Consider the following 21,396-nt stretch of genomic DNA (forward strand, 5'->3'; position numbering starts at 1 on the left):
GTTCCTACGCCCCAGCGTGGGAAGCCTAGGCCGGGCCGCTCTGCGCCAGTCTGGGCTATACATCGGACGCAGAGCGTCCCGCAGCCATTCCCGCACAGCGCCTGAGCAACGACCTGAAGGGTGGACTGCAGGATGGGCGCAGGGTGGGCTTCAGCCCACCAAAACCAACGGCGAACGCGTCAAGCCCGCTTGTTCAGGCCCCGCGCCAGCCGGTCGCCCGCGAACTGGATCAGGCTGACCAGCACCACCAGAGCGACGATCACGGTCAACATCACCTGGCTGTCGAAGCGCTGATAACCGTAGCGGTAAGCCAGGTCGCCGAGGCCACCAGCACCGATGGCGCCCGCCATGGCCGAGGAGTTGATCATGGTAACCAGGGTGATGGTGAAGCCGCCGACGATGCCCGGTAGCGCCTCGGGCAACAGCACGTGCCAGACGATGTGCCAGCGGCGGCAGCCCATGGCCTGGGCCGCTTCGATCAGGCCATGATCGACCTCACGCAGACTGACCTCGGCGATCCGCGCGAAGAACGGGGTAGCCGCGATGGTCAGCGGTACCACGGCGGCCCATACGCCGTAACTGGTACCTACCACCCAGCGGGTGAACGGGATCAGTGCGACCATCAGGATCAGGAAGGGAATCGAGCGGAACAGGTTGACGAAACTGCCCAGCAACTGATTCAGCCGCGGTGCCTCGAAGATCCCGCCCTTGCTGCTGGTGACCAGAAATACCGCCAGCGGAATACCCGCGAGCAAGGCCAGCAGCGACGACACGCCGACCATCAGCAGGGTGTCGAGAAACGCCTGCCAGAGACGATCAAGCAGCAGCGACATACCCCAGTACCTCCACGTGATCCGCCAACTGACGGGCGTTGTTCAAGAGCGCTTCATGGCTGTGCGGTGAAGCACTCACTGCCAGTAGCAGGTAGCCCAGGGCATGGCCCTGGATGCGTTCGATTCCACCATCGAGCAATGCCAGACGCCCACCGAGCGCCCCGGCCACTGCGCCCAGATCCGGCTCGGGGTTGCTGCCGGAAAACTGCAGGCGCAGCACCAGGGCATCCTCAGGGTTTTGCTGGTGGGCGCGCAGGCGCGCCTGGACGTCCGCCGGCAGGCCATGGCGCAACGGCGCCAGCAAGGTGCGGGTGACCGCATGCCGTGGCGAGCCGAACACGCGCCAGACCTCGCCCTGCTCGACCACTTCGCCCTGTTCGAGCACCACCACGCGGTCGCAGATATCGCGGATCACCGCCATCTCGTGAGTGATCAGCACGATGGTCAGCCCCAGGCGCTCGTTGATCTCGCGCAACAGGCCGAGGATCGCCTGGGTGGTTTCCGGATCGAGGGCCGACGTCGCCTCGTCGCAGAGCAGGATCTGCGGATCGTGCACCAGCGCGCGAGCGATCCCCACGCGCTGCTTCTGGCCGCCGGACAACTGCGCCGGGTAGACGCCATGCTTGTCCTGCAGGCCGACCAGCTCCAGCAACTCGCGCACCTTGCGTTGGCGCTGCTCGCGCGGCACGCCGGCGACCCGCAACGGCAGTTCGACGTTCTGCCACACGGTCTTGGCCGACATCAGGTTGAAATGCTGGAAGATCATGCCGATGCGTCGGCGCAGCTGTACCAAGTGATCTTCATCGAGCAGGCCGATGTCTTCGCCATCGATCAGCACCTGGCCGCTGCTCGGCGTTTCCAGGCGATTGATGGTGCGGATCAACGAAGACTTGCCGGCGCCGCTGCGGCCGATGATGCCGAACACCTCGGCGCGGTTGATGGCCAGGTCGATATCACGCAGCGCCTGGACCGTGCCCTCGTTGCTCGCGTAAACCTTGTTGAGGCCGACGAAGCGCAGTTGCGCTTCGCTGTCCTGGCGGGCCTGAGCGACCTGCTGCAGGTGGGGATCGAAACCACTCATGCTCAGCTTTTCCAGCCTGGCTGGTAGAGCTTGCCGTGGGCCTTGTCGAGGGCCGCACGGACCTCCGGCGAGTGCTGGTAGATATCGACGAACTTGCGCAGACGCTCATCGTTCTTGCTGGCTGGCTGGATGACGAACTGGATGATGTACTCGGGGTTGTCCACGCCATCGAACAACAGTGCCGACTCGGGATCGTGGGTGCCGGCCAGGCGGATGTATTGCGGATAGCCCTGGGCCAGATCGACCTCATCGAGCGCACGCACCAGTTGCACGGCTTCCAGCTCGATGATGCGGATGTCCTTCGGGTTGCTGGTCACGTCTTCGAGGGTGGCCCGGTAGCCAACGCCGGGTTTGAGGGTAATCAGCCCGGCCTTCTGCAGCAGTTGCAGACCACGCCCGCCATTTACCGGGTCGTTGGCGATCGCCACCTTGGCGCCCTTGGGCAGGCTGGCGAAGTCGCTGTACCGCTTCGAGTACAGGCCGACGTTGTTGATCACGCCCGGCGCGTAGGGCACCAGATCGTAGCCGCCATCCTTGTTGGCATTCTCGAGGAACGGCACGTGCTGAAAGTAGTTCACGTCGATATCGCCAGCGGCAAGGCTGACGTTGGGCGCGATCCAGTCGCTGAACTCGATCAGCTCCACTTCGAGCCCCTGCTTCTTGGCTTCGGCGACCGCCACCTCCAGAGCCGGGGCGAAGGCAGCGGTGGTGCCGAGCTTCAGTGGCTGCGCTGCTGCGGCCAGACCGGAAACGCTCAGCAGGGTACCCAGCGCGAGGGTTTTCAATAATGTAGACATGGCTTTCATCCTTGGTCGATCAGTGAGAGTGGTTGGCCGCATTGGCGATTGGCGGTGCAGCGTCAGCCCGTCGCCAGGCGGCGCCGCTGTGGTTTTCCGGCAGGCGTGGGCCCTGGCCGAACAGCTTGTGGCGCAGGCTGCCATCGGCGTAGGCGGTCTTGTACAGGCCGCGGTTCTGCAGTTCGGGCACCACCAGTTCGATGAAGTCGGCGTAGCTTTCCGGCGAAACGATGCGGGTCAGGTTGAAGCCGTCCAGGCCGGTCTCCTCGAACCAGGCCTGCAGTTGATCGGCCACCTGCGAGGGCGAGCCGACCAGCACCGGGTAGCGGCCACCAAGGGCGTGCTGCTCCAGCAGCCGGCGCTTGGTCCAGCCACTGTCCGGTGCGGTAAAGGCCTTGACCACCGACTCGATGGCATTGGTCTTCTGGTAACGAATCGGTTCGTCCAGGCCGTACTCGGCGAAGTCGATGCCGGTGGAACTGGAAAAATGCGCCAGCCCCGCCTCAGGACTGGCGTAGCGCAGGTATTCGGCATGCTTGTCGCGAGCATCGGCCTCGGTAGCGGCGACGATCACGCTGATGCCCATGAACACCTTGATCGCCTCGGCCGGGCGACCGGCGCTCAATGCGCTGGCGCGCACCTTGTCGACCTGCTCGCGCACCGCGGTCTTGTTGTGCCCACCGATGAATACGCACTCGGCATGCTGACCGGCGAAGCGCAGCCCGCGCGCCGATGAACCGGCCTGGAACAGCACCGGGGTGCGTTGCGGCGACGGCTGGCTGAGGTGGTAACCCTCGACCTGATAGAACTCGCCCTGGTGCACCACCTTGTGCACCTTCCCGGGCTGGGCATAGACACGCCGAGCGCGGTCGACCACCAGTGCATCGTCCTGCCAACTGCCCTCGAGCAGTTTGTAGAGCACCTCGAGGTACTCGTCGGCCTGATCATAGCGGCGGTCATGCTCGACCTGCTGGCCCAGGCCCATGGCCTTGGCGGCGCTTTCCAGATAGCCGGTGACGATGTTCCAACCCACCCTGCCGCCACTCAGGTGATCGAGGGTGGAAAGACGCCGGGCGAACGGGTACGGCGCTTCATAGGTCAGGTTGGCGGTCACCCCGAAGCCCAGGTGCCGGGTAACCCCGGCCATGGCCGAGACCAGCAGCAGCGGATCATTGACCGGTAGCTGGATGGCCTCTTGCAAGGTCAGATCGACGCCCTGCCCGTACACGTCGTAGACACCGAGGATATCGGCGATGAACAGACCGTCGAACAGCCCGCGCTCGAGCAGCCTGGCCAGATCGGTCCAGTACTGCAGCGTATTGAAGGCCGTGGAATTGTCCCGCGGGTGCGTCCACAAACCGTGATGGATATGCCCCACGCTGTTCATGTTGAAGGCGTTGAGGAGAATCTGCCGGGCCATCAGATGGTTCCCCGGCGCGGCGGCAGCGCGTCGTTGAGGTAGTAGTTGCCCACCGCGTGGTACTTCCAGCGCACCGGATCGTGCAGGGTGTGGGTCCGCGCATTGCGCCAGTGGCGATCCAGATTGTGCTCGGCCAGGGTGCCGCGGCTGCCGGCCAGTTCGAGCAGTTTGCTGGACAGCGCCAGCGAAGCCTCGGTACCGATGGCCCGCGCCTCGGCCACGGCGATGGAGGCTGCCGCCACACTGGCCGCATCGGGCGCAGCCTGGGCGCGGTCGAGGTGTTCGCCGGCGCGTTCGAGCAGCGCTTCGGCGGCATGCAGATGAATGGCCAGCCGGCCTATCGCCTTGAGGGTCAGCGGATCATCGCTGGCCTTGTCCACGCCCGAGTCGATCCACGGCCGGGAACTGTTGCGCACGAAGCTCAGGGTGTCCTCGTAGGCTGCACGGGCGATACCGATATCGATGGCGGCATGCAGCAACTGGGCGAAGGGGCCGACCGTGGTCGGGCGCTCGAACGAAGCCTGGAACGGCACCACATCGGCGGCAGCTACCGGCACCTGCTGCAACAGCACCGAGCCACTGCCCGTGGTGCGCTGACCGAAGCCGCTCCAGTCATCGATGATTTCCAGCCCTGGGGCATGGCGAGGCACGAACGCCAGGTGGCCGATGCCCTGCTCGTCTACCGCCAGGGTGGGGATGCGCTGGGCATACAGGGCACCGGTGGCGTAGAACTTGCGCCCGTCGATGCGGAAGTTCTCGCCATCGGCGATCAGCCGCGTGGTGCGATCCTGCGAGGTTTTGGTGCCCAGCTCCGCGAGCGCGTTGCCGAAGCGCACGCCCTGCAGTACTTCGCCATACAGGCGGCGCTGCTGCTCGACGTTGCCGTTGATGCGCAGCACTTCCAGGGCATAGAAATGGTTCTGGGGGATCTGCCCGAGCGAGCCATCGGCCTGGGCTATTCGCGCGATCACCCTGGCCAGGGTGACACTGGAAACTCCGGCGCCACCAAATGCCTTCGGCACGCTGATCGCCCATAAACCGGAGCGGCTGAACAGTTCCAGTTCGGCGTGCGGCAGCAGGCGTTCACGGTCTCGCTGGGCGGAGCCGGCGCGAAATACCTCGGCCAGGGCATTGGCGATCTCCAGCGCTTCGGCGTCACTGCCGATCAGTGCCGGCGCGGGATTCAAGGATGCGTTCATGGCTCAGATCCAGGAGTGACGGGCGGGGTGACGCCCGTTGAGGTGGTAGGCACCAACGGCGTGGTACTTCCAGCGCACCGGGTCGTGCAGGGTATGGGTACGGGCGTTGCGCCAGTGCCGGTCGAGGCCGAACTCGGCCAGGGTGGCGCGGCTGCCGGCCAGCTCCAGCAGCTTTTCGCTGGCCAGCAGACTGATCTCGGTGGTCAGCACCTTGGCTTCGGCGACCGCAATCGACGCGCGCGCGGCCGCATCGGCATCGATGACGTCGGCACTGACATCGTCGAGCACCCCAGCCGCCTTGCGCAGCAGCGCCTCGGCAGCATGCAGATCCACATGCAAACGGCCGATGTCGGCGATCACGTAGGGGTCGTCACTGGCCCGCTCGAGATTGGCATCGACCCAGGGCCGGGATTTCTCGCGGACGAAGGCAATCGCGTCGCGCAGCGCGCCAGCAGCGATACCGGCATCGATGGCGGCCTGGATGAGCTGGGAGGCGGCGCCCTGAATGCTGGGGTGTTCGCCGAACTGCCAAAGCGGGATCAGGTTCTCGGCATCCACCTCGACCCGGTCCAGCAGCACCGTGCCACTGGCCGTGGTGCGCTGACCGAAGCCGGACCAGTCATCGACGATGCGCAACCCCTGACGCCCACGCTGGATAAGCGCGAGCACCGGCCGCCCCTGCTCATCCAGTGCCTTGACGGCGACCCAGTGGGCGAAAATGGCGCCGGTGGAGTAGAACTTCTCGCCAGTGAGCAGGTAACGCTGACCGTCGTGTTCTACCCGGGCACGCAGATCCAGCGTGTGCTTGCTGCTGCGCTCAGGCCCGGCGTTGCCGATGCGCCAGCCCTGCAGCACGCTGCCGAACAGCCGCTGGCGCTGCGCCGGGGTGCCCAGCAACTGCAGCAGGGCGAGCATGCCGAACTGATTCTGGGGAATCTGCCCGAGGGCCGGGTCCACCGCGGAAATCACCCGAAAGACCTCGGCGATGGTGCGATAGGACACCTGCGGGCCGCCGAACTCCCGGGGCACGGCGATGCTGCCCAGGCCACTGGCGGTGAACTGCTCGATCAGGGTCCAGGGCAACTGACGCTCGCGGTCACGCTCGATGGCCTGATCGCGCGCCGCCTCGGCCAGTTCGTGCGCCGCCTGCAGCGCCTCTTCGTCGTTGCGCAGAATGCGCGCTGGGGCAAGGCGCGGCGCCAGGTCCAGGGCGTCGCCTGATGTATTCTGCAGCGCGGGCGAACCGCTTTCGGCAGCCGTCAGATGAACCATACACACCTCGATTTGCAAGACGTCGCGCCTTACCAAACGAGGGGCACGACGCGGAGTCGATATACCCTAATTGAATGGATGCAAAATAATTAAATAGCTTATTCGAATAAGCTTAGGCAGACGCGTCGTACCCCGCCCCTCCCGTGACCGGAGCATGCAGATTCGCCGCCGAGGCCATCTCGCCACTTGCGCGGGACTGCCTCGTGCACCAGCAGGTAGCTGTCAAATGAACTTTTCGCGACGAAACGCCAACTTTTACAAGATTTTGCCGACAGGGCGGTGATCCGGCACACTAGCGCCCCCGAGCACAGGCTCGTCGCCACAGCCAGATCTCGTATGACCCGCTCCCCGCTTCGCCGTCTCGCATTCGGTACCCTGCGCCGCCTCCTGTACCTGTGGGTGCGCTCGGAAACCATCAACCAGTCGGCGTTCACCCTCAAGCTCGACCGCAGCAAGCCGGTGTTCTACGTGCTGCAGCAGCCTTCGGTGAGCGATCTGGCGGTACTCGATCGAGAATGCACCAAGGCTGGTTTGCCGCGGCCGGTGCTGCCGGTGGCAGTCGGCGAGCTGATGGAACCGGCGGCGTTCTTCTACCTGACCCCGGAACCCGACTGGCTCGGCCGTCAGGACAAGCGCGGCATTTCGCCGACCTTGCAGCGAATGGTCACGGCCCTTGGCGAAAACAGCGCGGAAGAAGCGCAGATCATTCCGGTCAGCGTGTTCTGGGGCCAGTCGCCGGATCATGAAACCAGCGCCTGGAAGCTGCTGTTCGCCGACAGTTGGGCGGTCACCGGCCGCCTGCGCCGCCTGGTCAGCATTCTGATCCTCGGCCGCACCACCCGCGTGCAGTTTTCCACCCCCATCCAGTTGCGCGAGCTGATCGCGCAGAACAAGGGCCAGGAGCGCACCCTGCGCATGGTTCACCGCATCCTGCGGGTGCACTTTCGCAACCAGAAGGCCGCGGTCATCGGCCCGGACGTGTCGCACCGGCGCAATCTGGTCAAGGGCCTGGTACATGGCCCGCAAGTTCGCCAGGCGATCGCCGAAGAGGCCGAGCGCGAGAACATTCCGGTGCACAAGGCCGAGGCCCTCGCCCTGCGTTACGGCAACGAGATCGCGTCGGATTACACCTACACGGCGATCCGTTTTCTCGAGCTGATCCTGTCCTGGTTCTGGAACAAGATCTACGACGGCATCAAGGTCAACCATATCGAAGGCGTGCAGGACATCGCCCAGGGTCACGAGGTGATCTACGTGCCCTGCCACCGCAGCCATATCGACTACCTGCTGCTGTCCTACCTGCTGTTCCGCAACGGCCTGACGCCGCCGCACATCGCTGCCGGCATCAACCTCAACATGCCGGTCATCGGTGGCCTGCTGCGCCGCGGCGGTGCTTTCTTCATGCGCCGTACCTTCAAGGGCAACCCGCTCTATACGGCCGTGTTCAACGAGTACCTGCACACCCTGATCAGCAAGGGTTATCCGGTGGAGTACTTCGTCGAGGGTGGTCGTTCGCGCACCGGCCGCATGCTGCGGCCGAAAACCGGCATGCTCGCCATCACCCTGCGCAGCTATCTGCAGAGCCATCGCCTGCCGGTGGTGTTCGTGCCTGTGTACATCGGCTACGAGCGGGTGCTGGAAGGCCGCACCTATCTGGGCGAGCTGCGTGGTGCGAGCAAGAAGAAGGAATCGATCTTCGATATCTTCAAGGTCATCGGCGCGCTCAAGCAGCGCTTTGGCCATGTCTGGGTCAACTTCGGCGAGCCGATCAAGCTCGACAGCTTTCTCGACGGGCAACAGCCGGACTGGCGCGACCAGAACCTGGGGCCGGACTATCGCCCGGCCTGGCTCAACGAGACCACCAACCGCCTCGGCGAGCGGGTGGCTCAGCGCCTCAACGAAGCGGCAGCGATCAACCCCGTCAACCTGGTGGCCCTGGCGCTGCTCTCCACCAGCAAGCTGGCCCTCGATGAGCGCGCCCTGACCCGCATCCTCGACCTGTATCAGAGCCTGCTGCGCCGCGTGCCCTACTCGCCGCATACCACCGTGCCGGAAGGCGACGGCCTGGCCCTGATCGAATACGTGCGCGGCATGGAATTGCTTTCCGAGCAGAAGGATGCCCTGGGGCGCATTCTCTATCTGGATGAGCAGAACGCCATCCTGATGACCTACTACCGCAACAACGTGCTGCACATCTTCGCCCTGCCCGGCCTGTTGGCGAGCTTCTTCCAGAGCAGCGGGCGGATGAGCCGCGAACAGATCCTGCGCTTCGTTCACGCGCTGTATCCCTACCTGCAGGCCGAGCTGTACATCCGCTGGTCCGCGGATGAACTCGAAGGCGTGGTCGATCAGTGGCTGGAGGCCTTCGTCGAACAGGGTCTGCTCAAGGTCGAGAACGACCTGTACGTGCGCCCGGCGCCGAGCTCGCGGCACTTCGTGCTGCTGACCCTGCTGTCCCGCGCCATCGCCCAGACGCTGCAGCGCTTCTACATGGCCAGCGCCCTGCTGCTCAATGCCGGGCAGAACAGCATCAGCGCCGAGGAGCTGGAGGACCTGTGCACGGTCATGGCCCAGCGCCTGTCGATCCTGCACGGCCTGAACGCCCCGGAATTCTTCGACAAGAGCCTGTTCCGCCACTTCATCCAGACCCTGCTCGACCAGGGCGTGCTGCGCAAGGACGAAGCCGGCAAACTCAGCCACCACCCGGAGTTCGCCGAGTTGGCAGAAGGCGCCGCCAAGCGCGTGCTGCCCGCGGAAATTCGCCTGTCGATCCGTCAGGTAACCATGGATCGCAGCGAGGAGTTGCTCGACGGACTCTAGGGGCGGACCGTCATGTCGATCTGACACGACGATAGGCCTCGTCCGTTATTGAGCTTTACTGCAACAGTCCCTAAGATGCGTCGTTGGGGCCATTTAGGGCAGGGATTTTCGTGCGTTATTACACAATTCTGGGATCACTGGCGATCATGGTTTCGGGTTGCGCCATGCAGCCTTCGGCCACATCGACCAATAACGAAGAAAAGCCGGCACAACCGGCACCAGTCGCTCAGCAGGCCACTACCGCGCCCGCCGCAGCGCAGCCAGCAGCACAGGCTGCAACCGTCGCCGCACCAGGCAGCCAGCCCGTGCCGGCCAAACCGACGGCTGCCGCTGCGAGCGCCCAGGAGCCTCAGGAATACGAAATCCAGCCCGGTCAGTGCTGGGTTCATGCCCAGGTCAGACCGCGCCCGGTGCAGAGCACCCAGGAGATCGTGGTCAAGGACTCGGTCAACAAGATCACCGTCACCCCTGCCGAGCTCGACAAGGGCTTCAAGCAGGTGGTCACCCGTGAAGGCACCAAGACCTACCGCATCGAGCCGCCGACCTACCGCGTGGTATCCGAGCAGGTGAAGATCCGCCCTGAGGTCAAGCGCTACATCGTCGTCCCGGCGGTCTACGAAAATGCCCAGGAAACCATCACCCTCGAAGAAGCCAAGACCGTGCTCGACCAGTGTCGCGCAGCCGGCACTCGCTACTCGAGCGGCACCGGCGCCATGTCGTTCTGCGCACGCCAGGTACCGGCCAAGCAGGAAGTGGTCAAGGTCAAGAAACTGGTGTCCCCGGAAACCGTACGCGTCGAGACCGACCCGGCTCAATACAAGAGCGTGACCCGCTGGATCGTCGACAAGCCCGCCCAGGCCATCGAAGTGACGCTGGACCCGGAGTACACCAAGGTCGCCTCCACCGAAGTGGTGCGCCCGGTGGAAGCCAACCAGATCATCGTGCCGGAAGAGAAGCGCCAATTGCAGGTCACCCGCTTCGAAGGCAATGCCCGCATCGTGTCGCGCCAGACCGTCTGCGATGGCGATATCAATGAAAACCTGGTGACCCGCCTGCAGCAGAGCCTGGTCAAGCGCGGTTTCAACCCGGGCACCGTCGATGGCAAGCTCGGCAAGCGCACCCTCGATGCGCTGACCGAATACCAGACCGCCAATGGCCAGGCCGTCGGCGCGCTGACCCTGGAAAGCCTGACCGCCCTCGAAGTCCAGTAACGATGCACCCGGCACGCCCTCAGGGCGTGCCGCCTCCCCTTCGCGCCCTCCTCAACCTTCGCCGAGAACATCGACAGCCTGCTAAGCTCGCTGCATATCTCACCGCTCGAAGGTTACTGCCATGCTCCGCATCCCTGTTCTCGTCGCCGGTCTGCTGCTGTCCGCCAACGTGTTCGCCCTGTCGCTTTCCGACCTCAGCCAGCAGGACGCCAGCGGCGGCCTGAAAGATGCCCTCACCCAAGGCGCCAAAGTGGCCGTGCAGCAACTCGGCAAACCGGGTGGCTTCAGTGGCAACCCCGAGGTGCGTATCGAGTTGCCGGGCAAGCTCGGCAAGGCCGCCAAGACCATGAAGATGATGGGCATGGGCGCTCAGGTAGACCAGCTGGAAACCAGCATGAACAAGGCTGCCGAAGCTGCCGTGCCGCAAGCCCAGGCCCTGCTGGTCGACGCGGTCAAGAAGATGACCGTACAGGACGCCAAGAGCATTCTTTCCGGCCCGCAGGACTCGGCAACTCAATACCTGAACAAGAGCAGCCGCGAGCAGATTCGCGCCAAGTTCCTGCCCATCGTCAAGCAGGCCACGGACCAGGTCGGCCTGGCCAAGCAGTACAACAGCTTCGCCAGCCAGGCGGCCACCTTCGGCGTGCTCGACGCCAAGAGCGCGAATATCGAAAGCTACGTGACCGAACAGGCATTAGACGGCCTGTTCGACATGATCGCCAAGCAGGAAGCCGGCATCCGCGAAAACCCTGCAGCCGCTGCCACCAGCCTGGCGAAGAAGGTCTTCGGCGCGCTCTGAAGCAACGCTAATACGCCTGACCGCGCACCCGGCGCAGTCAGGCACTTGCCGTCAGGTATCGCTTGCGGCTTGCAGCTTGTCGCCGGGTTTGACCCTGAACCATCCGGCGTAGAGCGCAGGCAGGAACAGCAGAGTCAGCGCGGTGGCCACGATCAAGCCGCCCATGATCGCCACCGCCATCGGCCCGAAGAACACGCTGCGCGACAGCGGAATCATCGCCAACACCGCCGCCAGAGCGGTCAGCACGATAGGCCGGAAACGCCGTACCGTGGCTTCGACGATGGCATCCCAGGTATCCAGCCCCGCCGCTCTGTCCTGCTCGATCTGGTCGACCAGAATCACCGAGTTGCGCATGATCATGCCTGACAGCGCGATGGTGCCGAGCATGGCCACGAAACCGAACGGTTGGCCGAACAGCAGCAGGAACAGGGTCACGCCGATCAGCCCGAGAGGCGCGGTGAGAAACACCATGATCGACCGCGAGAAACTCTTGAGCTGCAGCATCAGCAGTGTCAGTACCACCACCACGAACAGCGGCACGCCGGCATTCACCGAAGCCTGGCCTCTGGAGGAGTCCTCCACCGTGCCTCCCACTTCCAGCAGGTAGCCATCCGGGAGGTGCGCACGCACGTCGTCCAGCGTCGGCAGAATCTGCTGGGTCAGCGTCGCGGGCTGCTGCGGACCGTATATATCGGCACGCACGGTCACGGTCGGCAGGCGATTGCGGTGCCAGATCACCCCCTCCTCGAAGCCGTATTCGAGGGTGGCGATCTGCGACAGCGCCACACTCTTGCCACTCTCGGTCGGCACCGCCAGGCTCGGCAGTAACTCCAGCGCCTGACGCTCCACTGGCGTGCCGCGCAGAAGAATCTCGATCAGTTCGTTGTCCTCGCGGTAATCGCTGACCGATGAGCCATTCAACGCGCTGCGCAGGAACTTCGACACGTCGGCAGTGCTGACGCCCAGCGCCCGGGCGCGGTCCTGATCGATATTCAGGTACACCACCTTGCTCGGCTCTTCCCAGTCCAGATGCACGTTGACCACATAAGGGTTGTCACGCACCTTGTCGGCGACTTGCCGGGCCAGCCCGCGGACTTCGTCGATATGCTCGCCGGAAACCCGGAACTGCACGGGGTAGCCCACCGGCGGCCCGTTCTCCAGACGCGAGATGCGCGTGCGCAGGCTCGGGAACTCATCGTTCAACACGCCGATCAGCCAGCTGCGCACGGCCTCGCGATCCTCGATGGTTTTCGCCAGTACGACGATCTGCGCGAAGCTGGTCGCCGGCAGTTGCTGATCCAGCGGCAGGTAGAAACGCGGTGAGCCGGTCCCCACGTAAGCCACGTAGTTATCCACACCGGGATGCCCGGCCAGGCGCTCCTCGAGACGCCGCACCTCGGCCTCGGTGGCGATCAACGAAGCGCCTTCGGCCAGTTTGAAGTCGACCATCAGCTCCAGTCGCCCCGATGCCGGGAAGAACTGCTGCGGCACGAAGCGGAACAGCAGGATCGAGCCGACGAACAGCGCCAGGGTCAGCACGATCACCGTCTTGCGCCGTCGCACGCACCAGTCGACCACGCGCCGGACGCGCTTGTAGAACGCCGTGTCATAGGGATCGTGCCCTGCACCGCTGCCACCGCGTTTCTGAGCCGCCTGCTTGGCCAGATCCGGCAGGAAACGAGCGCCCAGATAAGGCACGAACATCACCGCAGCAACCCAGGACATCAACAATGCGATGGTCACCACCTGGAAGATCGAGCGGGTGTACTCGCCAGTGCCCGACTGCGCCGTGGCGATCGGCAGAAAGCCTGCGGCGGTGATCAGGGTGCCGGTGAGCATCGGAAACGCCGTACTCGTCCAGGCGAAGCTGGCCGCCTTGAGACGGTCGTAGCCCTGCTCCATCTTGATCGCCATGATTTCCACGGCAATGATCGCGTCGTCCACCAGCAGGCCCAGCGCCAGCACCAGTGCTCCCAGGGAAATCTTGTGCAGGCCGATGTTCAGGTAGTACATGGCGGCGAAGGTCATCGCCAGCACCAGGGGAATCGACAGTGCCACCACCAGCCCGGTACGCATGCCCAGGGAGAAGAAGCTAACCAGCAGCACGATGATCAGCGCCTCGGTGAGCACCTTGACGAACTCACCGACGCCGGTCTTCACCGCTGCCGGCTGGTCCGACACCTTGCGCAGCTGCATGCCCGCCGGCAGGTTGTTCTGCAACCGCGTGAACTCAACCTCCAGCGCCTTGCCGAGGACCAGAATGTCGCCACCGGGCTTCATCGACACCGCCAGGCCGATGGCATCTTCACCCATGAAACGCATGCGTGGCGCGGGTGGATCGTTGAAGCCACGGTTGATCTCGGCGACGTCGCCAATGCGAAAGGTGCGATCGGCCACGCGGATGGGGAAATCGCGGATCTGCTCGACCGTCTCGAAACTGCCGCTGACCCGCAACTGCACGCGGTCGGAGCCGGTCTCGAAGAAGCCCGCCACGGCCATCGCGTTCTGCTGTTCGAGGGCCTGCTGCACGACAGCGAGCGGCAGGCCAAGAGTGGCCAGCTTGGTGTTGGACAGTTCGATCCAGATCTTTTCGTCCTGCAGGCCGACCAGCTCGACCTTGCCGACGTCCTTGACCCGCTGCAGTTGCAGTTGCACGCGGTCGGCATAATCCTTGAGCACCGCGTAATCGAAACCGCTGCCGGTCAGCGCGTAGATGTTGCCGAAGGTGGTGCCGAACTCGTCGTTGAAGAACGGCCCCTGGATACCGCCTGGCAGGGTGTGGCGAATATCGGCGATCTTCTTGCGTAGCTGGTACCAGAGCTCGGGAATCTCGTTGGAATGCATGGAATCGCGAGCCAGGAAGGTGACCTGAGATTCGCCAGGCCGTGAGAAGGACACGATGCGATCGTACTCGCCGGTCTCCATCAGCTTCTTCTCGATGCGTTCGGTAACCTGCCGCGCCACCTGCTCGGCGGTGGCGCCGGGCCAGTTGGTTTTCACCACCATGGCCTTGAAGGTGAATGGCGGGTCCTCACTCTGCCCGAGCTTGGAGTACGACAGGGCGCCAACGATGCCCAGCAGCAACATCAGGTACAGGACGATCTGCCGGTGATGCAGCGCCCAGGCGGAAAGGTTGAAGGACATCGACGCTTACTCCTTCGCTGCCAGATCAACCGCTCGGTTGTCTCGGTCCACCGGACGTATCCGCTGCCCGTCCAGCAGCACCTGCACGCCGGCTACCACCACCCAGTCGCTGGCCTTCAGACCGTCCAGCACCGGCACCAGTTTTTCACCATAGGGGCCAACTCGCACCGCAGTACGCTTGAGCGTCGAGGTTTGCGGATCGACCACCCAGACGTAGGGCTGATCCTTCTCGGCGGTCAATGCCGACAACGGCACCGCCAGCGGTACATCGCCGTTGCGGGCGATGAACACCCGGGCGCTCTGGCCAAGTTCAACCTGCGCGTCGCGCTGCTGCAGGGCGATGCGCGCAGCATAGGTACGCGAGCGCGGATCGGCCGCCGGCGAGAGTTCACGGATGCGCCCGGCCAGGCGTTCGCCAGGCTGCGACCAGAGTTCCACGGCGACCTCCTGACCGATGCTCAGGCTGCCGATCACCTGCTCAGGCAGATCGATCAGCACCTCGCGCTCACCATCGGCAGCCAGCACGAACACCGTCTGGCCGGCCGACACCACCTGACCGACCTCGGCGCTGCGTTGCAGGATCACGCCACTCTGCGGCGTCTTGAGCACTGCATAACCGGCCTGGTTATCGGCGACGTTGAGTTCGGCACGTACCTGGCGCAGGCGAGCCTCGGCGGCGCGGAAGGTGTTTTCGGCATTGTCGGACTGCGACTTGCTGATCATCCCGCGCTGCTGGAGGGTGCGGTAGCGATCACGCTCGGCACGGGCCAGTTGCAGATTGGACTCCGCCGACTGCAGTTGGGCACGGGAGGCGTCCAGTTGCAGGCGCACGTCCTGGGGGTCGAGCTCGGCCAGCGCGGCATCCTTGTCGACCCGCTGCCCTACCTCGACCAGGCGCCTGGTCACCTTGCCGCCGATGCGGAACGCCAGTTCCGGCTCCAGCCGCGCTCTTATCTCGCCGGGATAGGAATCCACCAGCTCCGTCGCCAGTTGCGGCTGCGCCACCATGGCGGGACGAATGCCCGGCTGCGGAGCCTCCGCATTGCTGCAGGCGACCAGGGACAGAACAAGACAGACAGGCACAACGCGAGACAGAGCATGGCGGAACATGATGAGCGTCCTTCCGGGGAACTTTTTAATATTTGTACTGCCGAGTATATTAAAAATAGCGTACTCACCAGTCCAGAATTAAAATCGCCCTATGTCGAATACTTCGTTGCCTACCAGCGGCCCCGGCCGCCCCAAAGATCCCGCCAAGCGCGAAGCCATCCTCGAAGCCGCGAAATGCCTGTTCCTGCGTTACGGCTATGCCGGCAGCAGCATGGACGCCATTGCCGCCCACGCCGGTGTTTCCAAGCTCACCGTGTACAGCCACTTCACCGACAAGGAGACGCTGTTCTGCGCGGCGGTGAAGGCCAAGTGCGAGGAGCAGCTGCCCGAGCTGCTGTTCGAGCTGCCCGAACATGCCGATCTCGAGACGGTCCTGCTCAATATCGCCAGCGGCTTCAACCGCCTGATCAACAGTGCCGAGTCGGTCGAACTGCATCGCCTGATGACCAGCCTCGGCAGCAAGGACCCGCTGCTGGCGAAAGTCTTTTATGAGGCGGGCCCACAACCGCTGCTGGCGGAAATGGAGCGCTTGCTAAGCAAGGCGAACCAGAATGGCCAGCTATCCATCGAGTCACCCAAGGTAGCCGCGGACCAGTTCTTTTCTCTGTTCAAGGGCTGCGCCAACTTTCGCCTGCTGATCGGTTGTGGTGCCCCTCCAAGTGCGGCCGAGCTGGAACAGCATGCTCAGGAAGCAGTACGGATGTTCCTGCGCGCGTACCGGGCCTGATCGCACCTCGATCTGCGCCTGGCTGCTACCGTCTAGATAACGTTGAGCGTTTGCGAGCGGCAGCCGGTGTTTATATCGAAGGAGGTGCGTATGGATCGATTCACCGGTGGCTGCCTGTGCGGCCAGGTACGCTTGGAGGCTCGTGGCCGTCCGTACCGGGTCGGCCTCTGCCATTGCCTCGACTGCCGCAAGCATCACGGCGCACTGTTCTACGCGGCCGCAATATTTCCTGAAGAGGCCGTGACCATCAGCGGCGAAACTGCGGATTATGCCGGGCGCTTCTTCTGCCCCCGCTGTGGCTCATCGGTATTCGCCCGGAGCGCCGACGAAATCGACGTGCACCTGGGCGCACTCGATGCCCCGGACCAATTGCTGCCGAGCTACGAAAGCTGGACGACCCGGCGCGAATCCTGGCTCCCTCCCTTCCCTTTCAAGAGCCACTACCAGCACGACCGCGAGGCCTCGGGCCGCACGGAGGACCAGCTGACTGGGGAAAACTAGCCGTTCAGCACATCGGAGCCTGGCCACTCAAGCGCCGAGGTACCTCTTCTCGGTCTCTTCGAGCAGGTAGGCGACCGCCTCGTCGGCGAACACGCTGACAGCGTGCGGGATTTGTCGCTTGCTGGGGTAAACGATGAACATGTCGTTGCCCTGCTGCCTGCGGTCAGGCAGTACCTCGACGAGTTCTCCCAGCTTCAGGCTCGTGTAGAGGATGGGCCGAGGCAGGAAACATATGCCCAACCCGGCAACGGCGGCCTTCAACTGAGCCTGTGCCGTGTTCGCGCAAAAGCGCCCGCTCACCTGGATCGGGATGTCCCCCTGTGGCCCGGGAAAGTGCCATGCCGTTTGCCCCGAACGGTTGGATGGGTAGATGCAGGAATGTTGCGCCAACGCATGAATATCATCGGGTATGCCGTGTTTCTGCAGGTACCCGGGGCTGGCAGCAAGCATGCGGCTGTCCGTGAGGATTTTTCGTGCGACGAAACTGGAGTCCGGCAATGCGCCGGCCCTGAATGCCAGATCGATACCCTCGGCGATCAGGTCGACCCGATTGTCGCTGAGCAGAAAATCCAGCTGGACCCGCGGGTATCGCTCGAGAAAACGGGCGATGAACGCCATCTGGAACAGGTCGAAAAAATCTGCCGTGACGGCAACCCGTATCTGCCCTGCCGGTTCCTGACTACCATCGGTGAAGCGTCGACTGACCTCCAGCAAATCAGCAACCTGCGCGACGCTTTGCTCGAAGAGCGAACGACCTGCATCGGTGAGCGCCAGCTTGCGTGTGGAGCGGTGCAACAGACGCACTCCCAGGGTTTCTTCCAGCTGTTTGACACGCCGGCTCAGGGTGTTGGATGGAACCCCCATACGCCGCGCTGCCCCCGCGAAGCTTCCCGCCTCGACGACCTGAATGAATAGGGCGACATCGTTCAGATCGAACACCGGATTACTCCATAAATGGCTTGGTTAAAATCAATTGTAGGCTCTAATCATACCAATCAAGAACCCATATGATCCTTCCACGCCATCAGTCGTCGCCCCCCATACAGGCAGCGGGGCCATGCATTCAGAGGATCACCATGAACAGTTCAGCGCTTTCCCACAGCACAGCGACACGCCAGATAAGCCATCGCACTCGAGGCCATGGACATGGACCGATCGTGCGCCTGATGAGCCCCTCCGACCTTGGCCATGTCATCAAGCCCTTCGTTTTTCTCGACTTGTTCGAGGCGGACAGCTCGTTCGTCGGCCAGATGCCGATGCACCCCCACTCGGGAATCGCCACCGTCACCGTAATCACCGAAGGAAATCTGCACTTCGACGACCCTGATGCCGGCAAGGGTGAAATTGCCTACGGTGGCGTCGAATGGATGCGTGCGGGTGGCGGCGTCTGGCATGGCAAAGAAATGAGTGCCGGTACGTCCAAACGCGTTCAGGGCTTCCAGCTGTGGGTGGCACTGCCCCCTCACCTGGAAAACGCAGCCGTCGACAGCCAATACCTGGAAGCTGCCGCCATGCCCCAGGCAGGGCCGGCACGGGTAATTCTTGGCAGCTACGAAGGCGTGCGCAGCCCTGTTCGCGCACCTGAAAACATCACTTACCTGCTGGTGACCATCGCCAAGGGCGAAACCTGGGAATACAGGCCACAGGCGCAGCACGAGTCCCTGTGGCTGAGTGTCAGCCGTGGCAGGCTGACCTCGCCCGAGCGGGTCGACGCAGGCGAGATGGTGGTATTCGAGGCGGGTAACGAGGCCATACGGCTGACGGCCGGGGAGGAAGATGCCGTGTTCGTGATCGGCTCCGCCGCACCGCATCCCCACCCACTGCAACTCGGCCATTACTCGGTGCATACCAATGCAGAAGCGCTAGTTGCCGGAGAAACCAGGATCGCCGAACTTGGCCGCCAATTGCGTGAACAGAAAAAGGCTCAGGGGCCGTCAGGCCCGATGCCCATTTTCAGATAATGACAAGCTAACCGGGCGGTCGACCATCAGGTCAACCACCCGGTACCGCAGCATGATTGCCATGGCGACATCGGTCGCCAACCGGGCTCCGCAGCCGACGGTCATTTTTGCAGGAAAGCCGCCAGGCTGTTATGGCCGCCGATGATCAACTCGTTGATCACACCTTCGAAATGGGCGGTGGTACCCGCTTCGCGCACATCGAAGGTCGCCTTCCACTCGACCACGCATCGGGAACCGTCATCTGCGCCGAGCACCCTTACCTGTGCGCGATAATTATCGAGAGGCAGAGGCGACTCTTCGAACTGGTAGGAAAGACTCATGTCGGTTTCATCCATCGACAGCAGTCGCTCACGCAATACCGCCCCGTCCGTGAGAACGAGCCGGCGGATCGCACCGACGGCGCGCTCCGACCTGCCATCCTCCATTTCGCTTCGGGCGATCGCCGGATGCCAGGTGGCGATACCACCGAACTGCCTCAGCACCTGCCAGGTTTGCTGCGCACTGCCGTTCAGAACGGCGCTGTATTCAACGGATGCCATGCATCGCTCTCCCAAACCGCTTCGCGGTCCATGCCATCACGACGCCCGTACCGGAATTAGCTGACTGACAGCCACGGGTATGGCGGTGGGCCCCTGAGTGAGTTCGATGATCTGCCGCGTCAGCTCGGGCTTGTCGATCAGTGCGGCGAGAAACTCGGCCACATCGTCGCGCGCAATCTCGCCATAGGGGATGGCCAGACCGGCATGAACGTTACCGCTACCCGGCTCGTCGAGCAGCGTGCCCGGCCTGACGATGACCCAATCCAGTTCGGAAGACGCCAGGTGCACGTCGGCGCTTTTCTTTACCTTCATGTAGTTCTCGAAACCTTCGGAGGTTTCTTCGCCGCGCATCGCTTCCGGGAACGCAGACACCAACAGAAAGCGCCGCACGCCTGCCAACCGGGCTGCAGCCACGCTGGTTTCCAGCCCCTTGCCATCGATCGCGTTGGTTAACGCCATACCGGCGCCACCAGCGCCAGCGGTGAACACCACGACGTCGCTGCCCGTCATCATCGCGGCCAGAGACGAGGCTTGCAGTTCGGTGAGGTTTGCATGAACCGCCGTTGCGCCAAACGCCTCGAGTTCCTGCGCCTGCTCGGCCTTGCGATGCAGCGCGACGACATCATGACCGACAGTACCGAGGATCTTTACCAGACGCTTGCCCACCTTACCGGCCGCACCGACGATAAATACTCTGGACATGGGATTCTCCTGAAATGAGAGGGAGCGCCGCTGCTTCAGCGGCGCGGATACCAGTAGCGGATCAACCTTCGAACTGGTGGTAGACCTTGGCGATGACCTTCCAGTTGCCGTCGACCTTGAGCAGCGTCAGGTAGTCGTTGTAGTCGGCACCGATAGCGTCCTTCTCCATGTCGACCCGCACGACAGCCGTCGTTGGAGTGATTGCCAGCACGTCCAGGCGGGTGGTGATGTCCGGTGCATCGCCATTGGTTTCGACGAACCGATACAGATTGCTGATCGGGCCGCCGAGCAGTTGACCGTTGGTGAAGCCGTACATCACCGCATCCGGGTGGAACGCCTGCTCGATGGTCGCCACGTTCCCGGCGCGCAGGCCTTCGACGTAGTTGCTGGCCGTCTCGATGACGGCGTTGTAATCGCGAGTGGCGACTGCCTTGATGTTGTTGCTCATGAATGAGTGCTCCTGTGGTTGAGTTGCGCTGTTCGATGTGTGAATCGCGGGATTGCCGGGGCGATCACCAATCCTGGCGGGTTGGCGAGATGATCAAATCGTTCACGGTGACGTTGGCCGGCTGATCGAGTGCGTAAAGCACCGCACGGCTGATGTCTTCGGGCGCGATGGCGATTTCATTGAGCGCCCTGGCAGCCTTGCGGCCTTCAGGGTCGGTGACCTTGTCTGCCCAGCCGGTGTTGATAACGCCCGGGCTGATGGTGCTGGCACGGATGCCGTGGTGAACGCCCAGCTCCTTGCGCATCGATTCCGTCATGGCCTGCACGAAAAACTTCGTGGCGCTGTAAACACCGGCAGCGGCGCCCACCTGGTGCCCGGCAACCGAATCCATGTTGAGAATCTGGCCGGACTTGCGCTCGATCATCAGAGGCAACACCGCGGCAATGGTGTTGAGATAGCCCTTGATGTTCACGTCGATCATGGCGTTCCAATCCTCGACAGCGACGTCGAGCCAATTGGAGAACAGCATCAAGCCGGCGTTGTTGACCAAGATATCCACCGAGCCGTAGGTCTCTACGGCAAATTGCGCGAGGCGCTTGGTGTCTTCGAGGCTCGTCACATCGGTCACGCAACTCACCGCGGCATGGCCCGAGGCACGAAGCTCGCTGACCAGGGCTGTCAGCCCCTCGTCGTCCAGGGCAGCGGCGACGACATTGGCGCCCCGCGCCGCGAGTGCCCTGGCCGTCGCAGCGCCGATGCCGGATGAGGCGCCGGTGACGATCGCTGTTTTATTGCTGAGATGATTCATATCCACCTTTACCGTTCAACGGTG

18 protein-coding genes and 1 pseudogene are annotated in these 21,396 nt (G+C 63.4%); 6 read left to right on the forward strand and 13 right to left on the reverse strand.

Going from position 1 to position 21,396, the window contains the following annotated elements:
• Nucleotides 1-179: 179 nt before the first annotated feature.
• The 6 genes and pseudogenes from ACT9T4_RS05080 to ACT9T4_RS05105 all read right to left on the reverse strand — a co-directional run bounded on the left by ACT9T4_RS05080 (nt 180) and on the right by ACT9T4_RS05105 (nt 6,602).
• On the reverse strand, nt 180-833 hold the full coding sequence (locus tag ACT9T4_RS05080; RefSeq protein WP_042554648.1) for a methionine ABC transporter permease: 654 nt from the start codon (nt 831-833) through the stop codon (nt 180-182).
• A pseudogene (locus tag ACT9T4_RS05085) lies at nt 817-1,863 on the reverse strand (methionine ABC transporter ATP-binding protein); the annotation flags it as partial. The pseudogene ACT9T4_RS05085 and the gene ACT9T4_RS05080, both read right to left, overlap by 17 nt.
• Before the next feature lie 53 nt (nt 1,864-1,916).
• On the reverse strand, nt 1,917-2,711 hold the full coding sequence (locus tag ACT9T4_RS05090; protein WP_042554646.1) for a MetQ/NlpA family ABC transporter substrate-binding protein: 795 nt from the start codon (nt 2,709-2,711) through the stop codon (nt 1,917-1,919).
• A gap of 19 nt (nt 2,712-2,730) precedes the next feature.
• Nucleotides 2,731-4,131, reverse strand: coding sequence for an LLM class flavin-dependent oxidoreductase (locus tag ACT9T4_RS05095; RefSeq protein ID WP_499115844.1), 1,401 nt, complete (start codon nt 4,129-4,131; stop codon nt 2,731-2,733).
• Entirely contained in the window at nt 4,131-5,330 is a 1,200-nt protein-coding gene (locus tag ACT9T4_RS05100) for an SfnB family sulfur acquisition oxidoreductase (RefSeq protein WP_179539989.1), read from the reverse strand. The genes ACT9T4_RS05095 and ACT9T4_RS05100 overlap by 1 nt, the downstream gene beginning before the upstream one ends.
• Nucleotides 5,331-5,333: 3 nt before the next feature.
• A complete protein-coding gene (locus ACT9T4_RS05105) occupies nt 5,334-6,602 on the reverse strand; it encodes an SfnB family sulfur acquisition oxidoreductase (protein ID WP_499115846.1) in 1,269 nt (422 codons plus the stop codon).
• Between the two features lie 336 nt (nt 6,603-6,938).
• Here ACT9T4_RS05105 and plsB point away from each other — a divergent pair, with 336 nt between their 5' ends.
• The 3 genes from plsB to ACT9T4_RS05120 all read left to right on the forward strand — a co-directional run bounded on the left by plsB (nt 6,939) and on the right by ACT9T4_RS05120 (nt 11,432).
• Nucleotides 6,939-9,422, forward strand: a complete 2,484-nt coding sequence (gene plsB, locus ACT9T4_RS05110) for a glycerol-3-phosphate 1-O-acyltransferase PlsB (protein WP_042554970.1) — start codon at nt 6,939-6,941, stop codon at nt 9,420-9,422.
• Between the two features lie 110 nt (nt 9,423-9,532).
• On the forward strand, nt 9,533-10,633 hold the full coding sequence (locus tag ACT9T4_RS05115; protein ID WP_156152741.1) for a peptidoglycan-binding domain-containing protein: 1,101 nt from the start codon (nt 9,533-9,535) through the stop codon (nt 10,631-10,633).
• 121 nt (nt 10,634-10,754) lie between these two features.
• The gene (locus tag ACT9T4_RS05120) at nt 10,755-11,432 is read left to right on the forward strand and encodes a DUF4197 domain-containing protein (RefSeq protein ID WP_499115849.1); all 678 of its coding nucleotides are present in this window, start codon (nt 10,755-10,757) and stop codon (nt 11,430-11,432) included.
• Between the two features lie 51 nt (nt 11,433-11,483).
• On the opposite strand, the gene ACT9T4_RS05125 is transcribed toward ACT9T4_RS05120, so the two are convergent.
• Nucleotides 11,484-14,576 (reverse strand): efflux RND transporter permease subunit, encoded by a 3,093-nt coding sequence (locus ACT9T4_RS05125; protein ID WP_499115851.1) that lies wholly within the window; start codon nt 14,574-14,576, stop codon nt 11,484-11,486.
• Between the two features lie 6 nt (nt 14,577-14,582).
• Nucleotides 14,583-15,686, reverse strand: coding sequence for an efflux RND transporter periplasmic adaptor subunit (locus ACT9T4_RS05130; RefSeq protein WP_499115853.1), 1,104 nt, complete (start codon nt 15,684-15,686; stop codon nt 14,583-14,585).
• Nucleotides 15,687-15,777: 91 nt separating this feature from the next.
• Here ACT9T4_RS05130 and ACT9T4_RS05135 point away from each other — a divergent pair, with 91 nt between their 5' ends.
• Together ACT9T4_RS05135 and ACT9T4_RS05140 are read left to right on the forward strand one after the other, a co-directional pair.
• Entirely contained in the window at nt 15,778-16,413 is a 636-nt protein-coding gene (locus tag ACT9T4_RS05135) for a TetR/AcrR family transcriptional regulator (RefSeq protein ID WP_042554965.1), read from the forward strand.
• Nucleotides 16,414-16,503: 90 nt separating this feature from the next.
• Nucleotides 16,504-16,914, forward strand: coding sequence for a GFA family protein (locus tag ACT9T4_RS05140; RefSeq protein WP_499115855.1), 411 nt, complete (start codon nt 16,504-16,506; stop codon nt 16,912-16,914).
• A 27-nt stretch (nt 16,915-16,941) separates the two neighbouring features.
• On the opposite strand, the gene ACT9T4_RS05145 is transcribed toward ACT9T4_RS05140, so the two are convergent.
• Nucleotides 16,942-17,853 carry a LysR family transcriptional regulator gene (locus ACT9T4_RS05145; RefSeq protein ID WP_499115857.1) on the reverse strand — a complete coding sequence of 304 codons (912 nt, stop codon included), beginning with the start codon at nt 17,851-17,853 and terminating at the stop codon, nt 16,942-16,944.
• Nucleotides 17,854-18,080: 227 nt separating this feature from the next.
• On the opposite strand from ACT9T4_RS05145, the gene ACT9T4_RS05150 reads away from it, so the two are divergent.
• Nucleotides 18,081-18,875: a pirin family protein gene (locus ACT9T4_RS05150; RefSeq protein WP_499115859.1), complete on the forward strand. Its 795-nt coding sequence runs from the start codon at nt 18,081-18,083 to the stop codon at nt 18,873-18,875.
• A 101-nt stretch (nt 18,876-18,976) separates the two neighbouring features.
• On the opposite strand, the gene ACT9T4_RS05155 is transcribed toward ACT9T4_RS05150, so the two are convergent.
• The 4 genes from ACT9T4_RS05155 to ACT9T4_RS05170 all read right to left on the reverse strand — a co-directional run bounded on the left by ACT9T4_RS05155 (nt 18,977) and on the right by ACT9T4_RS05170 (nt 21,372).
• Entirely contained in the window at nt 18,977-19,414 is a 438-nt protein-coding gene (locus tag ACT9T4_RS05155) for an SRPBCC family protein (RefSeq protein ID WP_042554961.1), read from the reverse strand.
• Nucleotides 19,415-19,450: 36 nt separating this feature from the next.
• A complete protein-coding gene (locus ACT9T4_RS05160; protein WP_499115861.1) occupies nt 19,451-20,116 on the reverse strand; it encodes an SDR family oxidoreductase in 666 nt (221 codons plus the stop codon).
• A 61-nt stretch (nt 20,117-20,177) separates the two neighbouring features.
• Entirely contained in the window at nt 20,178-20,564 is a 387-nt protein-coding gene (locus ACT9T4_RS05165; protein WP_499115863.1) for a nuclear transport factor 2 family protein, read from the reverse strand.
• Between the two features lie 64 nt (nt 20,565-20,628).
• Nucleotides 20,629-21,372: an SDR family oxidoreductase gene (locus ACT9T4_RS05170; RefSeq protein WP_042554958.1), complete on the reverse strand. Its 744-nt coding sequence runs from the start codon at nt 21,370-21,372 to the stop codon at nt 20,629-20,631.
• Between the last annotated feature and the right edge of the window lie 24 nt (nt 21,373-21,396).

It is taken from the genome of Pseudomonas sp. SZ40 (assembly GCF_052958135.1).